The 18,598-nt window shown below is 47.8% G+C and carries 15 protein-coding genes; 14 read left to right on the forward strand and 1 reads right to left on the reverse strand.

The features are described from left to right. Positions 1 to 13 precede the first annotated feature (13 nt). The 11 genes from F4V51_RS12540 to F4V51_RS12590 all read left to right on the forward strand — a co-directional run bounded on the left by F4V51_RS12540 (position 14) and on the right by F4V51_RS12590 (position 13,360). Complete coding sequence (locus F4V51_RS12540) at positions 14 to 1,117, forward strand: NADH:flavin oxidoreductase (protein WP_153978206.1); 1,104 nt, start codon at positions 14 to 16, stop codon at positions 1,115 to 1,117. A 406-nt stretch (positions 1,118 to 1,523) separates the two neighbouring features. Further along, positions 1,524 to 2,870: a beta-N-acetylhexosaminidase gene (gene nagZ, locus F4V51_RS12545; protein ID WP_236146753.1), complete on the forward strand. Its 1,347-nt coding sequence runs from the start codon at positions 1,524 to 1,526 to the stop codon at positions 2,868 to 2,870. A 78-nt stretch (positions 2,871 to 2,948) separates the two neighbouring features. After that, complete coding sequence (locus F4V51_RS12550; RefSeq protein WP_153978207.1) at positions 2,949 to 3,653, forward strand: response regulator transcription factor; 705 nt, start codon at positions 2,949 to 2,951, stop codon at positions 3,651 to 3,653. Then, entirely contained in the window at positions 3,650 to 4,633 is a 984-nt protein-coding gene (locus F4V51_RS12555; protein ID WP_153978208.1) for a sensor histidine kinase, read from the forward strand. The genes F4V51_RS12550 and F4V51_RS12555 overlap by 4 nt, the downstream gene beginning before the upstream one ends. 276 nt (positions 4,634 to 4,909) lie before the next feature. After that, positions 4,910 to 5,680: an ABC transporter ATP-binding protein gene (locus F4V51_RS12560; protein WP_153978209.1), complete on the forward strand. Its 771-nt coding sequence runs from the start codon at positions 4,910 to 4,912 to the stop codon at positions 5,678 to 5,680. Continuing rightward, positions 5,655 to 7,616 (forward strand): FtsX-like permease family protein, encoded by a 1,962-nt coding sequence (locus F4V51_RS12565; protein ID WP_153978210.1) that lies wholly within the window; start codon positions 5,655 to 5,657, stop codon positions 7,614 to 7,616. The genes F4V51_RS12560 and F4V51_RS12565 overlap by 26 nt, the downstream gene beginning before the upstream one ends. Positions 7,617 to 7,806: 190 nt before the next feature. Further along, the gene (locus F4V51_RS12570; protein WP_153978211.1) at positions 7,807 to 9,246 is read left to right on the forward strand and encodes a 4-hydroxyphenylacetate 3-hydroxylase family protein; all 1,440 of its coding nucleotides are present in this window, start codon (positions 7,807 to 7,809) and stop codon (positions 9,244 to 9,246) included. A gap of 187 nt (positions 9,247 to 9,433) precedes the next feature. After that, entirely contained in the window at positions 9,434 to 10,141 is a 708-nt protein-coding gene (locus F4V51_RS12575; protein WP_153978212.1) for a response regulator transcription factor, read from the forward strand. Further along, positions 10,119 to 11,558: a sensor histidine kinase gene (locus F4V51_RS12580; protein WP_153978213.1), complete on the forward strand. Its 1,440-nt coding sequence runs from the start codon at positions 10,119 to 10,121 to the stop codon at positions 11,556 to 11,558. Before F4V51_RS12575 ends, F4V51_RS12580 begins: the two co-directional genes overlap by 23 nt. Before the next feature lie 93 nt (positions 11,559 to 11,651). Then, entirely contained in the window at positions 11,652 to 12,731 is a 1,080-nt protein-coding gene (locus F4V51_RS12585) for an AI-2E family transporter (protein WP_153978214.1), read from the forward strand. Between the two features lie 230 nt (positions 12,732 to 12,961). Then, positions 12,962 to 13,360, forward strand: a complete 399-nt coding sequence (locus F4V51_RS12590; RefSeq protein ID WP_153978215.1) for an Asp23/Gls24 family envelope stress response protein — start codon at positions 12,962 to 12,964, stop codon at positions 13,358 to 13,360. Positions 13,361 to 13,455: 95 nt separating this feature from the next. Here F4V51_RS12590 and F4V51_RS12595 read toward each other — a convergent pair whose 3' ends face one another. After that, positions 13,456 to 14,298 (reverse strand): AraC family transcriptional regulator, encoded by an 843-nt coding sequence (locus F4V51_RS12595; protein WP_193721749.1) that lies wholly within the window; start codon positions 14,296 to 14,298, stop codon positions 13,456 to 13,458. Between the two features lie 202 nt (positions 14,299 to 14,500). Between F4V51_RS12595 and F4V51_RS12600 the strand changes: the two genes are divergently transcribed. The 3 genes from F4V51_RS12600 (at position 14,501) to F4V51_RS12610 (ending at position 18,583) form a co-directional block, all read left to right on the forward strand. Beyond that, positions 14,501 to 15,505 carry an aldo/keto reductase gene (locus F4V51_RS12600; protein ID WP_153978216.1) on the forward strand — a complete coding sequence of 335 codons (1,005 nt, stop codon included), beginning with the start codon at positions 14,501 to 14,503 and terminating at the stop codon, positions 15,503 to 15,505. Between the two features lie 250 nt (positions 15,506 to 15,755). Beyond that, positions 15,756 to 17,297 (forward strand): acetate--CoA ligase, encoded by a 1,542-nt coding sequence (locus F4V51_RS12605; protein ID WP_236146804.1) that lies wholly within the window; start codon positions 15,756 to 15,758, stop codon positions 17,295 to 17,297. Between the two features lie 41 nt (positions 17,298 to 17,338). Continuing rightward, a complete protein-coding gene (locus tag F4V51_RS12610) occupies positions 17,339 to 18,583 on the forward strand; it encodes an aminopeptidase (RefSeq protein WP_153978218.1) in 1,245 nt (414 codons plus the stop codon). Positions 18,584 to 18,598 lie beyond the last annotated feature (15 nt).

The raw sequence follows: 18,598 nt of genomic DNA on the forward strand, positions 1-18,598 counted from the left end.
GAGCTATAAACAAATGAATATACCTTCAGCGTTGTTTACACCCTTCACTTCAGACAAGCTTACATTGTCCAATCGGATCGTCATGGCACCCATGACTCGCGGTTTCTCTCCAGAGGGAGTACCCGGGCCGGAAGTTGCTGAATATTACAGACGCAGAGCAGCTGGCGGTGTAGGGCTCATTATTACAGAAGGGATAGGAATTAACCACCCTTCCTCTGTAAGCGGTGCGAGTATCCCGTTATTCCATGGAGATGAATCCCTTCAGGGCTGGTCGAATGTGGTTCAAGCCGTCCACGAGGCCGGCGGTAAAATCATGCCTCAATTGTGGCATGTGGGCACTGCAAGGCGTACGGGTGATCTGCCTCATGCAGAAGCGGAGCCTGTAAGCCCCTCTGGCATCAGCATGGCAGGGGAAGAGAACAGGGAACCTTTGACGGAAGAAGAGATCCAGGGCCTGGTACAAGCGTTCGCACATGCAGCTGCAGATGCGAAGCGGATCGGGTTCGATGGCATAGAATTGCATGGCGCTCACGGATACCTGATTGATCAGTTTTTCTGGGAGCATACCAATCGTCGTACAGACAAATATGGCGGTGACTTGATCAAACGCACACAATTCGCAGTTGAGGTTATTGAAGCATGCCGCAAGGCGGTTGGACCGGATTTTCCGATTGTACTTCGTTTCTCGCAATGGAAAATGGGCAATTATGATGCTCGCCTGGTGGATACCCCGGAACAGCTGGAGCAATTTCTTGCGCCGCTGGCTGCGGCCGGCGTAGATATCTTCCATTGCTCGACTCGTCGCTTCTGGCTGCCGGAATTCGAAGGTTCCGAATTAAACCTTGCCGGCTGGACTCAAAAATTAAGCGGAAAACCTGCAATATCCGTTGGGTCCGTTGGTCTGGAAGCCGAATTCGTGGACCGATCAACCGAGAATCAGGGAACTGGCGATGCTCACTTGGACCAATTGAATACGATGTTAGAGAACAAGGAGTTTGAACTCATCGCTCTGGGGCGTGTTCTGCTAAGCGATCCGGAGTGGCCTGCAAAAGTGCGTGAAGGACGCCAGTCCGAGATCATTCCATTTACAACTGAAGTGCTGAAAACATTGAATTAGTGAATAGTATTCAGCATTTTTCTGCATATTTACCTACAAGGAAGACAAAAACGAGCAGTCAAGGAAAACAAAAACGAGCAATCCGCAACAACCTTATGCCGCCGAAAGGCGGCTTTTTCAACTTACTATAATAATAATTTCAACATATGAAAAATTCACAACAGAAAACCGCTTCTCGCCCGCAATTACGCTCCCTGTTGGCCATACTACACCCACGCCCTTCGGTTGAAAAAAACAATTAGAAACCAGACTACAACGCTCAATTGCAAACATTTTTTTGGCTAATCAGTCACATATCTCACTCTTTTAATTACAGCAGGTGATTTTGAAAAAAGTGCTGCTTATGTTAATGTAATGCCTGAACATTACGGTACACATTCCAACATGAATTAGGAGGTTGCTTTCCTTGTATGTACATAACGATTCTATAAGAAGTAAACGAAGACACTCGTTTCAAATGTTATTTCTGATGATTGCAGTCCTTATGCTCATTACCGCATGTGGAGAAACGCAAAAGCCAGGCTCCACAGCGAATTCCTCTGCAGGCTCTACTACCGAACAACAAGCTGCACCGGAAGGCAGTGCTAATTCCGATGCGGAGCAAGCTGAGGAGAACAACGAGCAGAATAATGCTTCCCCTCAGGTAGAGGCAGATCCGGTTCAGGAGCAGTTAGACCAGCTCTCGCTGGATGAAAAGATTGGACAGATGATTTTGGCTGGTGTACAGGGGACTGCTTTGGATGATCAGGCTAAACAAATGATTGCGGACCAAAAGGTTGGAGGCATCATTTTCTATGGGAATAACGTGACGACTTTGCAGGGAACAGCGGATTTTGTGCAGTCCATCAAAGAGGCAAACCGTGACAATCCGGTGCCCATCTTCATGAGTGTGGATCAGGAGGGTGGCAAAGTCAGTCGAATGCCGGATGAAGTGGAGAGTATCCCGTCCAATGGTAAAGTGGGTGCGACTAAAGACGCCGAACTGGCAGAGACCATGGGTAAGTTGCTGGCAAGACAGATCCAACTTGCAGGCTTCAATGTGGATTTTGCTCCGGTATTGGACGTCAACAGCAATCCGAACAATCCGGTGATTGGTGACCGTTCCTTTGGCAGTTCGGCTGATCTCGTGTCTCGTCTCGGCGTCGCTGAGATGAAAGGTCTGCGCAGTGAGGGAATGATTCCGGTCGTGAAGCATTTTCCCGGTCATGGGGATACATCGGTGGACTCCCATCTGGATCTTCCCGTGGTGAATAAAACAGAGAAGCAGCTGGCTGAGCTGGAGTGGATTCCGTTTCAGGCTGCGGTGAAAGAGCATGTGGAAGCCGTAATGGTGGCTCACATTTTATTCCCCAAGCTGGATCCCGATCATCCTGCTTCTTTATCGGAAGTCATTATTGGTGAACATCTGCGGGGCAAATTCAATTATGATGGCGTCGTCATTACTGATGATCTCAGCATGGGTGCAATCGCCAAAAATTATAAGCTGAATGAAGCTGCAATCGCGACCGTTCAGGCAGGCAGTGATATTTTGCTCGTGGCTCACAGCTATGAAAGTGCCAAAACGATATTTGATACATTGAAAAATGCGGTGAAAACTGGAAAAATTACCGAGTCTCGCATTGATGAAAGCGTGTATCGCATTCTGGCATTGAAGCAGTCGTACAAGCTCTCTGATGAGCAGCAGCCATCTGGTGACCTCAAGCAATTGAACGCAGACATAGTGCAGTGGCGCAAACAGGTTCATGCCGAATAATCCATCCTGTGTTATGATTTTGGAATGAGAGAGAACATATTACATTTCATTATTATAGGTTAGGGGTGCGGCCCATTTATGTATACCATAATGATCGTTGAAGATGATCCCAAAATTGCAGGACTGCTGAAATCCCATATTGAACGTTACGGGGACAGAGCCGTTCTGGTGGAGGATTTTGAGCGGGTGTTACAGCAATTTGAGCAGATCCAGCCACATGTTGTTCTTCTGGATATCAACTTGCCCAGTTATGACGGGTTCTACTGGTGTCGTCAGATTCGTACGATGTCCACGTGTCCAATTTTGTTTATTTCTGCCCGGAGCGGCAAGATGGATCAGGTGATGGCGCTGGAGAACGGAGCGGATGATTATATAACGAAGCCGTTCGAACATGAAATCGTGATGGCCAAAATCAAAAGTCAGCTGCGGCGTGTGTATGGAGATTACGCAGCCCGTGACGAGGAACGCAAGGTCGAGCTGGAAGGGTTAACAGTATACCTGGAAAGACTGGAGATTCAGCTCGGTGAACGCAGAGTGCAGCTGACGAAGAAGGAAACGATACTGCTGGAAACGCTCCTTCGTCGGAGTCCGAAGCTCGTGAGCAGGGAGACGATTCTGGAGAAACTGTGGGATGACTCCTTTGTAGACGATAATACCCTCAGTGTCAATGTAACCCGTGTACGCAAGCGATTGGCCGAAATAGGCATAATTGACGCTTTGGAAACGGTGAGAGGTTCCGGTTATCGGTTAAACGCAAACTGGAATACGGCTTCACCATCATGAAGCTGTTTATGAGAGAACACCTTGCTTTGACTTGTTGGGTGGTCGTCATCTTGATTACCGTCGTTGGCGTATTTTGGTATGACGGTTACGATCATATGCTGACAGCTGTCTATGCCGTATCTCTGGGGTTATTTTTATATACAGGTTACCTGACGTACCGTTATATGTCTCACAGAGCGTTCTATACCCGAATGACACAGCCCATGAATTCGCTTAATGAATTTGTTCCGCTCGAAGAGATGGTTCCCTTATCCGTAGCGCTGGAGAAGCTGCTGGACTCACAATATGGTCATTATCATGCCCATCTTCACCGTCTGGAGCAGCGTCAGCAGGAGTATCTCACATTTATGAATCAGTGGGTACACCAGATGAAGACACCTTTATCCGTGATTGAACTGACTGTGCAGGACGAGGAAGACGATGACCCACGTCTCAGGAGTATTCGTGAGGAAGCAGATCAGATGAGACGCGGATTGGAAACGGTGCTGTACGTAGCGCGTTTGGACACATTTGAACAGGACTTCAGTGTTGAACCGGTCACACTCAAGGCAGCAGGCGAAGAGGCCATTCATGAGCTGAAACGTTTCTTCATTCGCAATCATGTCTATCCGGAGATTCAGATGGATGCTTCGCTAATTGTGCAATCGGACGCCAAATGGATTCGTTTTGTCATCGTCCAGCTGCTCTCCAATGCCATCAAATACTCCTCTGGTAACGGACAGAAGATATACCTGCGTGCATATAAAGCAGACCGGTCCATAATTCTTGAAGTTCAAGATCAGGGTGCCGGTATCCCGAAGTCAGATCTGAACAGGGTGTTCCAGCCTTTCTTTACAGGAGAGAATGGTCGTCATTTCAAGGAGTCAACGGGTATGGGGCTGTACATCGTGAAAGAGGTCCTGACCCGGATGAATCATCGAATCGATCTGGAATCGGTATATGGTGAAGGGACAACGGTCCGGATTACATTTAGTGTCTAGTGACTGTATATTGATTTTCTACATTGTTTTTCAAGAGGTTGGTTCAAGAGATCGACGTCTGTTACCCCGGGGTAATGGCGTCTTTTTTGTTTTATATAGAAGAACCTTACAACTTTGTCATGCAGGTGAAAGGTTAAGCCATAGGAGATTAGCCGAAACTTCGGTAAACTGAAGTCAGAAGTCAGGGCATCAAGGGTGCCAATGAATAACCAAAGAATAAATAGACGCAAGTTGGTCATGGTTGATCTATGTCCAACGTAAAAAGGAGTGGTACATATGGAAATATGCTCGGTAAAACAGATCAGCAAAATCTATAAAGGGATCGTCTCCTACGAAGCATTATCGGGGATTGACCTCAGTATACAGGAAGGCGAATTTGTAGGAATCATGGGTCCATCGGGCAGCGGCAAAACGACACTGCTCAACATGATCTCCACGATCGACCATCCGACATCGGGAGAACTGCGCATTGCCGGGAAAAATCCGTTTGAGCTGAACCCGGATGAGCTTGCGCTGTTCCGGCGCAAAGAACTGGGATTTGTCTTTCAGTCGTTCAATCTGTTGAATACTCTTACGGTGAAGGAGAACATTATTCTGCCGCTGACGCTCGATGGAACACCGCTGGGGGAGATGAACACTCGTGTGGAACGGCTCGCAAGCAAGCTTGGGATTGAGGGGATTCTGGACAAGCGGACCTATGAGATTTCTGGTGGACAGGCACAGAGAACGGCCATTGCCAGAGCATTGATCCATTCCCCGAAACTAATATTGGCGGATGAGCCAACAGGCAACCTGGACTCGAAGGCAGCACGTGATGTCATGGAAATGCTGGAGCTCCGCAATCAGGAGGATCAGGCGACGATGCTGCTGGTTACACATGATGCAGTAGCAGCGAGCTACTGCAGCCGGGTCGTCTTCATCAAGGACGGCAAACTTTATAATGAGATTCACTACGGCGATAACCGGGCTGCTTTTTATCAAAAGATTATTAATGTGTTATCCCTAATGGGAGGGTCAGGACATGAATTTTCGCCAGTTCGCCATTAACAATGTGGTTCGCAACAAACGGATTTATTTGGCTCATTTTCTGAGCAGCACATTTTCCGTCATGATATTTTTCACGTACGCACTGCTTCTGTTTCACCCGGATTTGAAGGATGGCTTGAGGGGATCAAGTGAAACGGTTACTGTGCTTGCCAATCAGGGCTTTATGATTGCAGAGTTCATTATTTTCATCTTTTCGTTTCTGTTCTTGCTGTACTCGGTCGGTTCTTTTCTAAAAACACGCAAGAAGGAATTCGGTATCTTCCTGATCATTGGGATGACACGCAAGCAGATGAATCGGCTTCTGTTTATGGAGAACATGTGTATCGGGATCGCCGCCATTGCAGCGGGGGTTGGACTGGGGATCATCTTCGGTAAACTGATCCTGCTCATCTGCGGTTCCCTGCTGGCTGTGGAGAACAGTCTACGATTTTATTTTCCGTTAAAAGCAATCGCTCTGACAGCTGTCGCATTCCTTATTCTGTTTGCTGTCATTGCACTGTCTTCTTCTCTGCTTATCCGCAAGGGAACGCTGATTGATTTGGTAAAATCGGAGGAAAAGCCGAAGCCGGAGCCGAAGGCATCACGCTTGCTCGCGTTTCTATCCGTATTGTTGATTGGCGGTGGTTATGCAGGCGTGTTCACTTTTGTGTGGGTGACGTACTCATTCCCGCTGCTCCTGGGCAGTGTCATTATGGTAATCGCAGGTACATACCTACTATTCACACAGCTCAGTGTGTATGTCATTCGGGCATTAAAACGAAATCAGCGTTTGTTTTTCCGTAAAACCAATGTACTGTTTCTATCCGAGCTTACGTATCGCATGAAGGACAATGCTGTCATGTTTTTCATGGTAAGTGTCATTTCAGCCTCAGCATTTACCGGCATTGGCACCATGCTGGCGATCGCTGATCCAGGGTTGTCGTCGATGACGAACCCTTATGCATTCACTTACACGAATTCATGGGATACACCTGAGGCAGAGGGCGATATCAGAGAGATTGAGGAAACGCTTGTTGACCATGAGGTCCCCTATGTAAAAGGCAGCTACACCCAGCTGTATGAGAATAACACTGGCAGCAATATCATCAAATTGAGTGAATACAACCATCTGGCCAAGGCCCTTGGTTACGAAGAACGCACGTTGGATACGGAAAATGGGGCCTTTATGACTCCATCGAATTTGGCAGCACGCAAAGAGCTGCGTAAACAAGTGGAGCAGGGGTTCTCACCAACACAGGTCGATCTTGAAATTGATAATTATCATCAACAGGTTGAGCTGTCTCCTCCAGCTACCGAAATCGTTATTCCTGTTGATTTCAAAGTGGACATCTACGTCATTTCCGATGAATTGTTTGAAAAGATGAAGCGAGCGTACAATGAATTCCTAGAATTGAGTGAAGATTACTATTCCAATAAAGTGACTCAATTTGTGGTGGAGGATTGGATGGGCACGCGGGCCTTCGCCCCTGAACTGGTTAATTCGATTCAGGATCGGCCTCGTACCAAAGGTTACTTCATGTTCAGCGCTCTCGTTGTGGACTGGCTGAATTCGAAACAAACCAATGGGATCATTTTGATCCTGAGCGGTCTGATCGGTATTGTCTTCTTTACCTTTGCGGCAAGCTTTACCTATTTTAGACTCTACGCGGATCTGGAAAGGGATGAGGCACAGTATCGCATGATTGGCAAGATGGGACTTAGTCGTCCTGAACTTCGTAAAATTGTAACTCAGCAGCTGCTGCTCATGTTTTTCCTGCCCTTACTCATTGCTTTGATTCATAGCTCGGTAGCATTTGTGGCGCTGCAGCAGTTGGTCGATTTTTCGGTTATGGGATACAGCCTGCGTATCTTCTGCGTTTTTGCCTCCATGCAGATCCTATACTTTGCGCTTGTGCGCTGGCGGTATTTACGCCATATGTACTCCAAATTAATCTAAACTGGCATGACCTAGGCAAACATCGGACGCTTCGTTCGGTGTTTGTTGACTTTTCTATCCTGGACACAGTACTATTTCATTAGATACAAATTGTAGCACGGTGTGTATCATACATAACTTCAGTATATGAACGTTGTACTTTGAGATTGACAGCCATAGAAGGCTTTTTGCCTGAGAGGGAGGATGTATCATGAGCATCACGATGTCTCGCGGACAAGCTTACATACACCGATTGAATGATGAGCGAAACGTATGGCTGGATGGCAAGCGTGTCCGGGTAACCGAACATCCCGCTTTTCAGGGAACACTGCAGACGATTGAGAACTTGTTCAATTTGGTGGATGATCCGGATACACGAGAAACAGTGGCATATTGGGATGAAGAGACGGGAAGTTATGTGCATCAGGCTTTTCGGGTGCCTCACGCTTCTCAAGATGTCAGCAGTAGAGCGGCAGCATTTCGGCTCTGGTCGGACCGAACCTATGGAGTCATGAGCAGACTGTCGGATTATGCCCGCTCGCGTCTTGTCGGATGGTATGCCACACGTCAGGATATGGCACGACATGATCCCACGTATGCAGATAAGATAGCAGCCTACTATCAGGAGGCCAAACGAAAAGATGCATTCCTGACGATTGTCCAGCGTGACCCGCAGATCAACCGATCCCTGCCTGTTGGGGAAGATGAAGATGCCATGCTGCGGATTGTGAGAACCAACTCGGAGGGGATTATAGTTCGGGGTGCCAAGATGGTGGCGACCGCAGCTCCTTATGCAGATGATATCATTGCGTATCCGGTTCAACGGATTCCGGGGCATCTGCCGGAACTGGCACATATGGTGATTGTTGCTGTGGGAAGTCCGGGTTTACATCTGATCTGCCGTGAATCTTTTGCCGCTCCACAGTTGGATGCTGCTCATCCTCTCAGTGCTCGTTATGATGAGATGGACGCTGTATTATTTTTTGATGATGTATTGGTTCCATGGGAGCGTGTGCTGCTGCATAACAATCCGGAAGCCGTGTGGCAGGTTCGCTGTAACGCAGCCTCTTCCAGTCTGGCCTACCATCAGAGCATCATTCGGCTGCACTCCAAGCTGGAATTCATCACCGCCGTCACAGCAGCCATTGCGCAGGAGATCGGTGTGGATTCATTCCTGAATGTTCAGGAACAGCTCGGAGAGATGATCAGCCAGATGCAGACCATTGAGGGCTTGATCGTGGCTTCAGAGGCCCAGGCTCAACCAGATGCGCATGGCAACTGGCTCCCGTCATTCAAATACATTGAGACAGCTCGTAATCTGGGCAGCCGATATTACCCAAGAGCAGTTGAAATTCTGAAAACCGTTGCAGCTGGTGGACTGATTCAGATCCCGTCGGGCCGATTCGATCTGGATGAAACGGTAGGACCATTGATGGCCAAATATCTTGGTGGAGTGACACTGCAAGCGCCAGAGAAAATCCGTCTGTTTCAGCTGGCTTGGGATCTGACCGGAAGTGCACTTGGTGCGAGGCATGATCTCTATGAGCGGTACTACGCCGGTGATCCAGTTCGCAACCGTGCAGGCCAGTATATACAATATGATAAGGGAAGTCTGAATAAAAAGGTTGAGCCTTGGCTCCATATGAAGTAGTCATTGAAGCTTCAGTAGCATTGAGTTCATGGTTAGAATTACGAGCCCCGGCACATGCCAGGGCTTTTATTTAGGTTATCTTTAGATTTGATTTAGGTGGATTTAAGGGACGTGGTATATAGTAGTAAGATACATGTAAAAGAATACACTGCCGATGATTGAGGAATGAAGAAATGAGAGGAATAACATGAGATACACCGTATTGATTGCAGATGATGAACCAGAGATCGTGGAACTGCTTCAACTGTACCTTGAAAAGGACTATGACATCAGGACTGCCGCGAATGGAGCGGAGGCACTGGAATGCATTCGTTCTGTACCGATCGATCTTGTCATTTTGGATATTATGATGCCTGTAATGGATGGACTTCAGTTAATCAAGCAAATCAGGGCAACCCATCATATGCCCGTCCTGTTTCTATCCGCCAAAAGCCAGGACCATGACAAGATTCTCGGACTTGGACTCGGTGCAGATGATTATATTTCGAAGCCGTTTAATCCGCTGGAGATTTTTGCTCGTGTAGAAGCTTTGTTAAGACGTGTGAATCAATTTGACGCCCATGAATCCTCCGCACCCCAGGAGACCAATCTGGTTCTCGGTGAACTTATGCTGGATCGCTCCAAATGTGTGCTTTTTCGATCAGGCAAACCGGTAACCCTAACCTCCACGGAATACAAAATTGTGGATCTGCTGCTGGAGCAGCCTGGCCGGGTATTTACACGCAAGAAAATCTACGAGGCGGTATGGGGGGACTATTACGCGCATGAAGATAGCACCATTATGGTGCACATCAGCAACATACGCGAGAAGATCGAACGCGACTCCAGACAACCGGAATATTTAAAAACGATAAGGGGACTCGGATACAAAATTGAAGCGCCAACGGAAAGCTAGAGAAAAGCGACTTTTGCAAACCTCCCTGACACTGGACTTCCTGCTGTTCAACTTCTTTTTGCTGCTGCTCGTCTTGATTGTGTATCTCATGGTTTCGCTGGATGTCGTGGATTTCCGCATTTCGGATCAGGTGGTTGATCCTGATCTGAACGTCGAGGCGCATGTCTATGCAGCCGAATTGAACAAGAGGCTTGAGGATGACTCTTCAATCATGGAAATACAGCGTCTAATGGATAGCGGAGGGTGGATCGAAATTCTGGATGCAGATCGTTCGGTCATTCGCCAGATCGGTGTCAAGCAGGATGCAGTTACATATTACAGTGAGTCGGAGTTGTATGCCGGACTGGAGAATCGAAGCGATAGCACATATTATTATTCCATTTCTCCATACACAGCAGAGAGAGATGCGAAGTATGTCCTGCTGAAAATACCGCGTGATCTGGTGAGTATCCGTATGAATGAAAATCTGCTGATTACCAATCTGAAGCATCCTTTGTCATTTTACATCATGATCGGAGTTGGCTTCGTTCTGCTCCTGATATTCGTATACAGCTATTGGGTCGCACGCCGTATCAAAAAACCACTGAGTATTTTATCACTGGGGCTTACACAGATGATTCAGGGAAATTACAGTACACGCTTGTCCATCTCGGCAGAGAAGGAATTTGTCCAGATCGGCGAGACGTTTAATTATATGGCAGATGTCATCGAGAATACCTCTGCAGAAAAGCGCTATGCGGAAGAGAGCAAGCAGCGGCTAATCGTGGATCTGTCGCATGATCTGAAAACACCAATTACCTCCATACAGGGATATGCTCAGGCTCTAGTGGAGGGACGGGTAGAAAACCAGGAAAGGCAGCAGCGTTATCTGGGATATATCTATAACAAATCCGTTCAGGTGGCACGAATGATCCAGAATATGCTCGAACTGCTCAAGGTGGACTCTCCCGATTATCACATGCAGATCCAGAAGAGAGAGATCGGGGAGTTCGTGCGTGAAGTCATGGCCGACACCTATGGTGAGATTGAGCAGAAACAATTTGTGCTTCATGTTCTGGTACCTGATCAGGAGATATACGCCAGATACGATCCTGAATTGCTGTCACGGGTTATTCAAAACCTCATTACCAATGCGCTGTCCTACAATCCGAAGGGAACAGAGTTACGGGTGGAATTGATTCCACTGGACACGCATGTAGTCATCGAGGTTGCAGATACGGGGGTGGGTATTCCCCAGGAACTGTGGAGCACCATTTTTGATCCATTTGTACGAGGAGATGAAGCACGCACCGGTACCGGCGGAACCGGACTTGGACTCGCGATTGCCCGGCGAAATACAGAGAAGATGGGCGGCCGACTGATCCTGTCCCAGCGAGGTAAGGAGACAACCGTGTTTACCATTCAGATCCCAAATTAATACGTTGAATATACATTTATACGGGTAACGAAGAGGGCAGAAAAAACCTGTAGAAAAATCCCAAATAGAAAAGGTTATGTGGAGGGGAACATTTTGTTTAAAGCAAGTTCGTTTGTCCGGTTCAGCATCGCGCTGGCTCTGGTGCTCGTCAATATCTACCTGTTATCACGCGTCAGTTTTATCTTTCAGCCGCTGGTGACCATGATTACAGTTATCACGGTGCCGATGATGCTGTCCGTATTCTTTTATTATCTGCTAAGGCCGCTCGTGAACTACATGGAACGAAAGAAGCTGAACCGAACACTCAGCATATTGCTGATCTATCTGGTCTTCGGTGTGCTGCTCGTCCTGTTCATTGTGGGGTTATGGCCGTCCTTGCGTGAACAGCTGATCAATCTGGTGGACAATGCACCGAATTTGATTAATTCACTCAGTGTACAGTTGAGAGAACTGGAGCAGAACGGAGCGATCACGGCATTATTCCCAGAGGGATCCACGCCGTTTTCTCAGCTTACGGACTATATTAATAAAGGGTTTACCTTCGTGACCAACTATGTAAGTGGATTGTTCTCACTCATTTCCAGCTTTGCGATCATTCTGTTTACGCTCCCAATCATCTTGTTCTACATGCTGAAACAGGGAGAGAAATTCGGCCGCAAACTGGTGCATATCGCACCAAAACGGTTCCAAAAAGACAGCCGTGAGGTTGTTCTTGAGATCGATCAGGCGCTGAGTGGCTTTATTGTCGGAAGAGTGCTCGTTAACCTGGCACTTGGCGTACTGATGTATATTGGTTTCCTGATCATTGGACTGCCGTATGCACTGCTGCTTACCGTCGTTGCCGTAATTATGAACTTTGTTCCATTTATCGGTGCTATCGTGTCGTCCATCCCCATTGTCATTATCGGTCTGATTCAGTCGCCATCGGTGGCGATCTGGTCGCTGATTATTATTCTGGTGGCCCAGCAAATTCAGGACAATCTGGTCGCTCCGTATGTGTTTGGCAAAAAGCTCGACATTCATCCGCTGACCACCATTATATTGGTGCTGGGCGCAGGGGATCTCGGCGGCATTATTGCCATCTTGATCATCATCCCTGTCTACATGATCGTTAAAATCATTCTGGTCAGGGTCTACCAGCTGTTCTTCAAGGAGAAATGGCAGAATGCCTGATTATTTGATAGGTATTGTCTGGAATTAACACGTTAACGGAAAGTGCAGAACCAATCTGAAGAAGCGAAGCGTTCGCGTTTATCCCCGGATTTCTCCCTTGGAAAGAGAATCAAAGAAATCTGGGGGTAACAGCGATCGGAAGATGGTACTGCAATTGGAGTGACAGAGTGTAGATTAGGTAACTACTTTATATTTAAATCATTCAATTAACCATAGAAGGAGTGGGAACCATGTCTGAAATCATCCCTAAAGAATATATCGAACCCGAATACATCGAACCTCAAGCCGTCCGGATGGGCGCCATTCACATCTCTAATGATGTCGTATCCAAGATTGTGGGAATAGCAGCACAGGCCACCTCTGGTATCTCTTCCATGTCAGTAGGATTGACCGAAGGCATTGCGAAGAGCATCAGCGGCAAGAGTCTGCAAAAAGGCATTGACGTTGATGTGAAAGATGACCAGGCAACCATTCAGTTGCGTATCAATGTGCAGTACGGGTTCAAGATGCATCAAGTGTGCAAAGAACTTCAACACAATGTTCAGCAGGCCGTGGAGCAGATGACAGGCATTCTGGTCAATGAAATTAAAGTGCACGTCGTCGGTGTATCCATGCAGGAGCAAGTGTAGCTTAAACAGTCTCTTCCGGAAAAAGAATGATGATTAGCGATGGACAGGTTATGCTGTCTGAGCTTAAATGTAAGTAAAAGAACAGCACCCTCCCGTTAACTGCTTAACCGGGAAGGTGCTGTTTTGTGTTTACGGTAATGGGTGGGGGCTTCGCCCATCACCTTTTTGAACATTTTGGAGAAGAGAAGCTGATCGGAATATCCGACAGAGCGGGAGATATCGCCAATGGTCAACCCGGTATCCAGAGTCAATTCGGCAGCCTTGCGCATCCGGTAGTTGACCAAATACGATTGAATGCTGGTGCCCATCCGGTCTTTGAACAGGGAGCACAGATAGCTGCGCTGCAAGCCGATATGAGAAGCAATGGATTGCACTGTGATGGGATTCGCATAGTTCATCTCCACAAAGTCCATGACCTGGGTGACATACGTTTCCTTGGAGAACTCTTGCTCGGGTGGACGGATGTCTTCGTTTGCATGGTCAATCAGAATGGAGAAAAATTGATATAACCATCCGGTCATGCTAATCTCCCATCCTTTGTGTGTATTTCGGGAACGGATCATGCGATGCAGACAGGAACGCATCTCATCGTCATTTTCCAGTTCGAAGATCGGATGCTGCTCCGTCAGGCAGGCCTGCTGTAATAGTGAATGGGAGGCATTTCCTTGAAAAGCAACCCAGCTGTATTCCCATGGATCTTCCAGATCAGCCTTGTAGTGCACGACGGAATGCGGGACGATGAGGAAGCCTTGGCCCTTATGCAGCTCATAGGTTTTGCCCCCGACTTCGAAAGTACCCTTGCCATCCAAAATATAATGGATTTTGTAATGATCCCGCATGGCTGGGCCGAAGTGGTGACCCGGTGTGCAGGGTTCGGTTCCATAATGAAGGAGCTGCAGATCCTGGAACGGATTGTTTTTGAACATATATGTAATCAAGGCATTCACTCCTGTGCAGTTCATTTCATCTTGCATTTTAACATGTTTTCTGTATGGGGATATGAATTATAGATGTGATTCAAAGAATAGACAACAAGTATTATTCCATACGGTTATAGCGATATGCCATATCGTTTTGGACCGAAACTGACTAAGATGAAAGGGTATTCACCCACTTTAACAAGAAATGAGAGAAAATGATATGCCTTATACTGCGAATGAACAGCGTTACGATGAGATGAAGTATGCACGCTCCGGCAAATCGGGAATCAGACTGCCGCAAATTGCGCTTGGCCTGTGGCAGAACTTTGGCGGAAACCGCACGCTGGATATTCAGGAAGAGATGATTCTGCGTTCATTTGATCTGGGAATTAACCATTTTGATCTGGCGAATAACTATGGACCACCTCCAGGATCTGCTGAGGAGAACTTTGGTGTCTTGTTCAAAAAACATCTGCGCCCATACCGGGATGAACTCTTGATCTCGACGAAAGCTGGATATTACATGTGGAAAGGTCCCTATGGCGAGTGGGGCTCCCGCAAAAACCTGATAGCCAGCCTGGATCAGAGCCTTGGACGGATGGGGCTTGAGTATGTGGACATTTTCTATCATCACCGTCCGGATCCGAATACGCCGCTGGAGGAAACGATGGCTGCGCTGGATCATATCGTAAGACAGGGCAAAGCGCTGTACGTCGGATTATCCAACTATGATGCGGAGCAGACTAGGGAGGCGGTCGCCATTTTGCGTAATCTGGGAACGCCTTGCCTCGTGCACCAACCGAACTATTCCATGCTTAACCGCTGGATCGAAGACGGATTACAGGATGTACTGGATGAGCAGGGCGTAGGCTCCATTGCATTCTGTCCTCTGGGACGAGGTCAACTGACGAACAAATACGTGGACAAGCTCAAGGAAGAACGTGCGAGCCCGACTGGCAATATGAAAACAGAAGCTTATACAGACGAACGGATTGCAAAATTCGAAACTCTTCAGACCGTTGCTGAGCGCAGGGAACAAACCATTTCCCAACTGGCACTGAATTGGATACTCCGAGACAACCGCGTAACCTCTGCATTGATTGGCGCAAGCCGTGTTTCACAGATCGAGGAGAATGTTGCCGCATTGAAGGCACCTGGTCTGACCACCGAAGAATTGAATGAGATTGAAGGCATTCTGAACGGGATTGGAAATTACGCCTGGTAAACTAAATGGAACGAAAAATGTTCAGAGATCACGAATAAAATAGTGAGAATAAACACAAGTCAGTTGTAATGAGAGTTCATTATAATTGACCTGTGTTTATTTTTTTTCAAAAAGGTGTTCATATCATAGCACCTGGTCCTAGGATTTAGGGTATAATATATAGATGCTATACATTTGAAATATGAAGGAGAGGCTCCATTTGAATTTTGAACAGTGGATTTCGCCTGAAACCTATAACCTGACATCCGAGATGGAGAATCACCCGTCAGACCGGATTGCACTTAGATGGCTCAGCGATCAAAATGAATTGGAAGAGATTACGTACGAAGAGTTGTTTAAGCAGGCTAACCGCCTTGCCGGGGGCTTGCGTGATTTGGGCTTGGAAAAGGGTGATCGGGTACTGGTCATGGTACCACGCCGTATCATTGCCTATGTCATTTATATCGCTTGTCTGAAACTAGGGATTGCCGTGATTCCTTCATCCGAAATGCTGCGTGCCAAGGACTTGGAGTATCGCCTGCGGCATTCCGAGGCGCGAGCGGTCATTGTATGGTCCGAGACAACAGCTGAAGTGGAGAAAATGGATGCAGACCTGGCTGCACTGGCCCATCGTATCGTGGCATCACCATCTGGCGACAGCAGCGTTCCCGCTGATGGCTGGGTTAACGTACATCAGCTGATGGAAGGGCAGTCGGATGAAATGAATGCCGTTGAGACACACCGTGATGATATCGCCATACTGGCTTACACTTCCGGCACAACCGGAAATCCAAAAGGAGTTGTACATAGCCATGGCTGGGGATATGCCCACCTGCGTATCGCTTCCACGTTATGGCTGGATATTCAGCCATCAGATGTCGTATGGGCCACAGCCGCGCCGGGATGGCAAAAATGGATCTGGAGCCCGTTCCTTTCCGTACTCGGAAGAGGAGCAACAGGTCTCGTTTATAACGGATCATTCCAGCCAAAGCGCTATTTGGAGCTAATGCAGGAGCATGGCATTAACGTACTATGCTGTACGCCAACGGAATATCGTCTGATGGCAAAAGCGGATGACCTCGGTCACTATGATCTGTCCAAACTCCGCAGTGCAGTGTCAGCTGGTGAACCCTTGAATCAGGAAGTGATTGAGATCTTCCAGCGTCACTTCGACCTGACCATTCGTGATGGATACGGCCAGACCGAAAGTACATTGCTGATCGGCAGTCTGAAAGATGCGCCAGTACGGATCGGGTCCATGGGTCAATCGATTACGCCGGGCCTCATCGAGATTGTTAACGAGGACGGACAACCTCAGCCTGCAGGGGTAGTGGGTGATATCGCCGTTCATCAGGATATGCCTGCCTTGTTCCGTACGTATTATAAGGATGCAGGACGGAAAGAAGCGAATCAGCGTGGGGAATATTTCGTAACAGGAGACCGCGCACGCAGGGACGCAGAAGGATACTTCTGGTTTGAAGGCCGCAGCGACGACATTATCATCAGCTCCGGATATACGATAGGACCGTTTGAAGTGGAAGAGGCACTGATGAAACACGCCAGCGTGAAGGAATGTGCTGTTGTTGCCAGTCCGGATGAAATTCGGGGCCATGTGGTCAAAGCCTTTGTTGTGCTGAGAGACGAGTCCCTTGCTTCGCCTGAACTGGTGCGTGAGCTGCAACATCACGTCAAGGAATGGACCGCACCATACAAGTATCCGCGCAAAATTGAGTTTGTGACGGATCTGCCGAAGACGAATTCGGGCAAGATCCGCCGGATTGAACTGCGCGAGCAAGAAAAGAGAAACGCGTAAAACATGAATTAATTCTATATGAACCAGGAGTGAATGAACCTATGAGTAATTTCGAGCAAACGTTTGAGCAATCGCTGGAGCAATATGCAGAACTGGTGGTCAAAGTAGGCGTGAACATTCAAAAAGGACAGGATCTGCTTGTTACAGCTCCTATTGAAACGCTTGAGTTTACTCGCCTGATCGTAGCGAAGGCATATGCAGCCGGGGCCAAGTATGTACAGGTGGATTTTGAAGACGATCAAATTACACGCAGTCGTTTCCAGCAAGGTTCTGACGACAGCTTCGATTACTATCCGGCATGGAAAGGCGACATGATGGAGAGATTTGCAGAGGCTGGCGGCGCTACCTTGACGATCAAAGTACCGGACCCGGAACTGTATAACGGAATTGATTCCGACAAGGTTTCACGTGCGACCAAGGCGGCTGCCCAGGCACGCCGTGGTTATTCGAAATATACGCGCAACCATGAAATCAGCTGGTGCCTGATCAAGGCGCCGACCAAGGCGTGGGCGAATAAGGTATTTGCCGACATACCTGAGGAAGACCGCATTAATGTGATGTGGGACACCATCTTCCAAATGAATCGTGTGGATGGCGGTGATGCCATCCAGAACTGGAGACAGCACCTGGATACCCTGAACACGAAGAGTGATCAGCTGAATCAGAAAAACTACAAGAGCCTGCACTACCGCGCACCAGGAACGGACTTGAAAATTGAGCTGGTAGACAATCACATCTGGGGTGGTGGCGGAAGTGAGAACAAAGCGGGTGTGTATACCGTTGCGAACATGCCAACCGAAGAAGTATTCACCATGCCGAAGCGCAGCGGTGTTAATGGTTATGTCAGCAGTACGATGCCTCTGAACTTGAACGGACAGCTGGTAGATCAGATGAGAATAACGTTTAAGGACGGTCAGGTTGTGGCTTTCACAGCGGCTTCCGGTGAAGAGCATCTGAAGAACCTGTTCGCTACGGATGAAGGAGCGCGTTATCTGGGTGAGGTGGCACTTGTGCCGCATGATTCACCTATCTCGAACCTGAATCGTATTTTCTATAATACCGGTATTGATGAGAATGCATCCTGCCATCTGGCTGTAGGCAGCGCATATCCGTTTAATATGAAGGACGGCACAACGATGTCTAATGAGGAATTGCTTAAACATGAGTGCAATGTGAGTTTGACTCATGTCGACTTCATGATTGGATCGGCTGAACTGGACATTGACGGCGAGCTGCAGGATGGCACAATTGAACCAGTATTCCGCAAAGGCAACTGGGCATTTTAATATTTTTACAGCGTA

This window comes from Paenibacillus xylanilyticus, assembly GCF_009664365.1.
Classification (GTDB): Bacteria; Bacillota; Bacilli; order Paenibacillales; family Paenibacillaceae; genus Paenibacillus; species Paenibacillus xylanilyticus_A.

Coding starts and splice junctions, on each gene's coding strand:
- F4V51_RS12540 (WP_153978206.1), top strand. CDS start 14: ATGAATATACCTTCAGCGTTGTTTACACCCTTCACTTCAGACAAGCTT.
- F4V51_RS12550 (WP_153978207.1), top strand. CDS start 2,949: ATGTATACCATAATGATCGTTGAAGATGATCCCAAAATTGCAGGACTG.
- F4V51_RS12555 (WP_153978208.1), top strand. CDS start 3,650: ATGAAGCTGTTTATGAGAGAACACCTTGCTTTGACTTGTTGGGTGGTC.
- F4V51_RS12560 (WP_153978209.1), top strand. CDS start 4,910: ATGGAAATATGCTCGGTAAAACAGATCAGCAAAATCTATAAAGGGATC.
- F4V51_RS12565 (WP_153978210.1), top strand. CDS start 5,655: ATGAATTTTCGCCAGTTCGCCATTAACAATGTGGTTCGCAACAAACGG.
- F4V51_RS12570 (WP_153978211.1), top strand. CDS start 7,807: ATGAGCATCACGATGTCTCGCGGACAAGCTTACATACACCGATTGAAT.
- F4V51_RS12575 (WP_153978212.1), top strand. CDS start 9,434: ATGAGATACACCGTATTGATTGCAGATGATGAACCAGAGATCGTGGAA.
- F4V51_RS12590 (WP_153978215.1), top strand. CDS start 12,962: ATGTCTGAAATCATCCCTAAAGAATATATCGAACCCGAATACATCGAA.
- F4V51_RS12600 (WP_153978216.1), top strand. CDS start 14,501: ATGCCTTATACTGCGAATGAACAGCGTTACGATGAGATGAAGTATGCA.
- F4V51_RS12605 (WP_236146804.1), top strand. CDS start 15,756: ATGGAGAATCACCCGTCAGACCGGATTGCACTTAGATGGCTCAGCGAT.
- F4V51_RS12610 (WP_153978218.1), top strand. CDS start 17,339: ATGAGTAATTTCGAGCAAACGTTTGAGCAATCGCTGGAGCAATATGCA.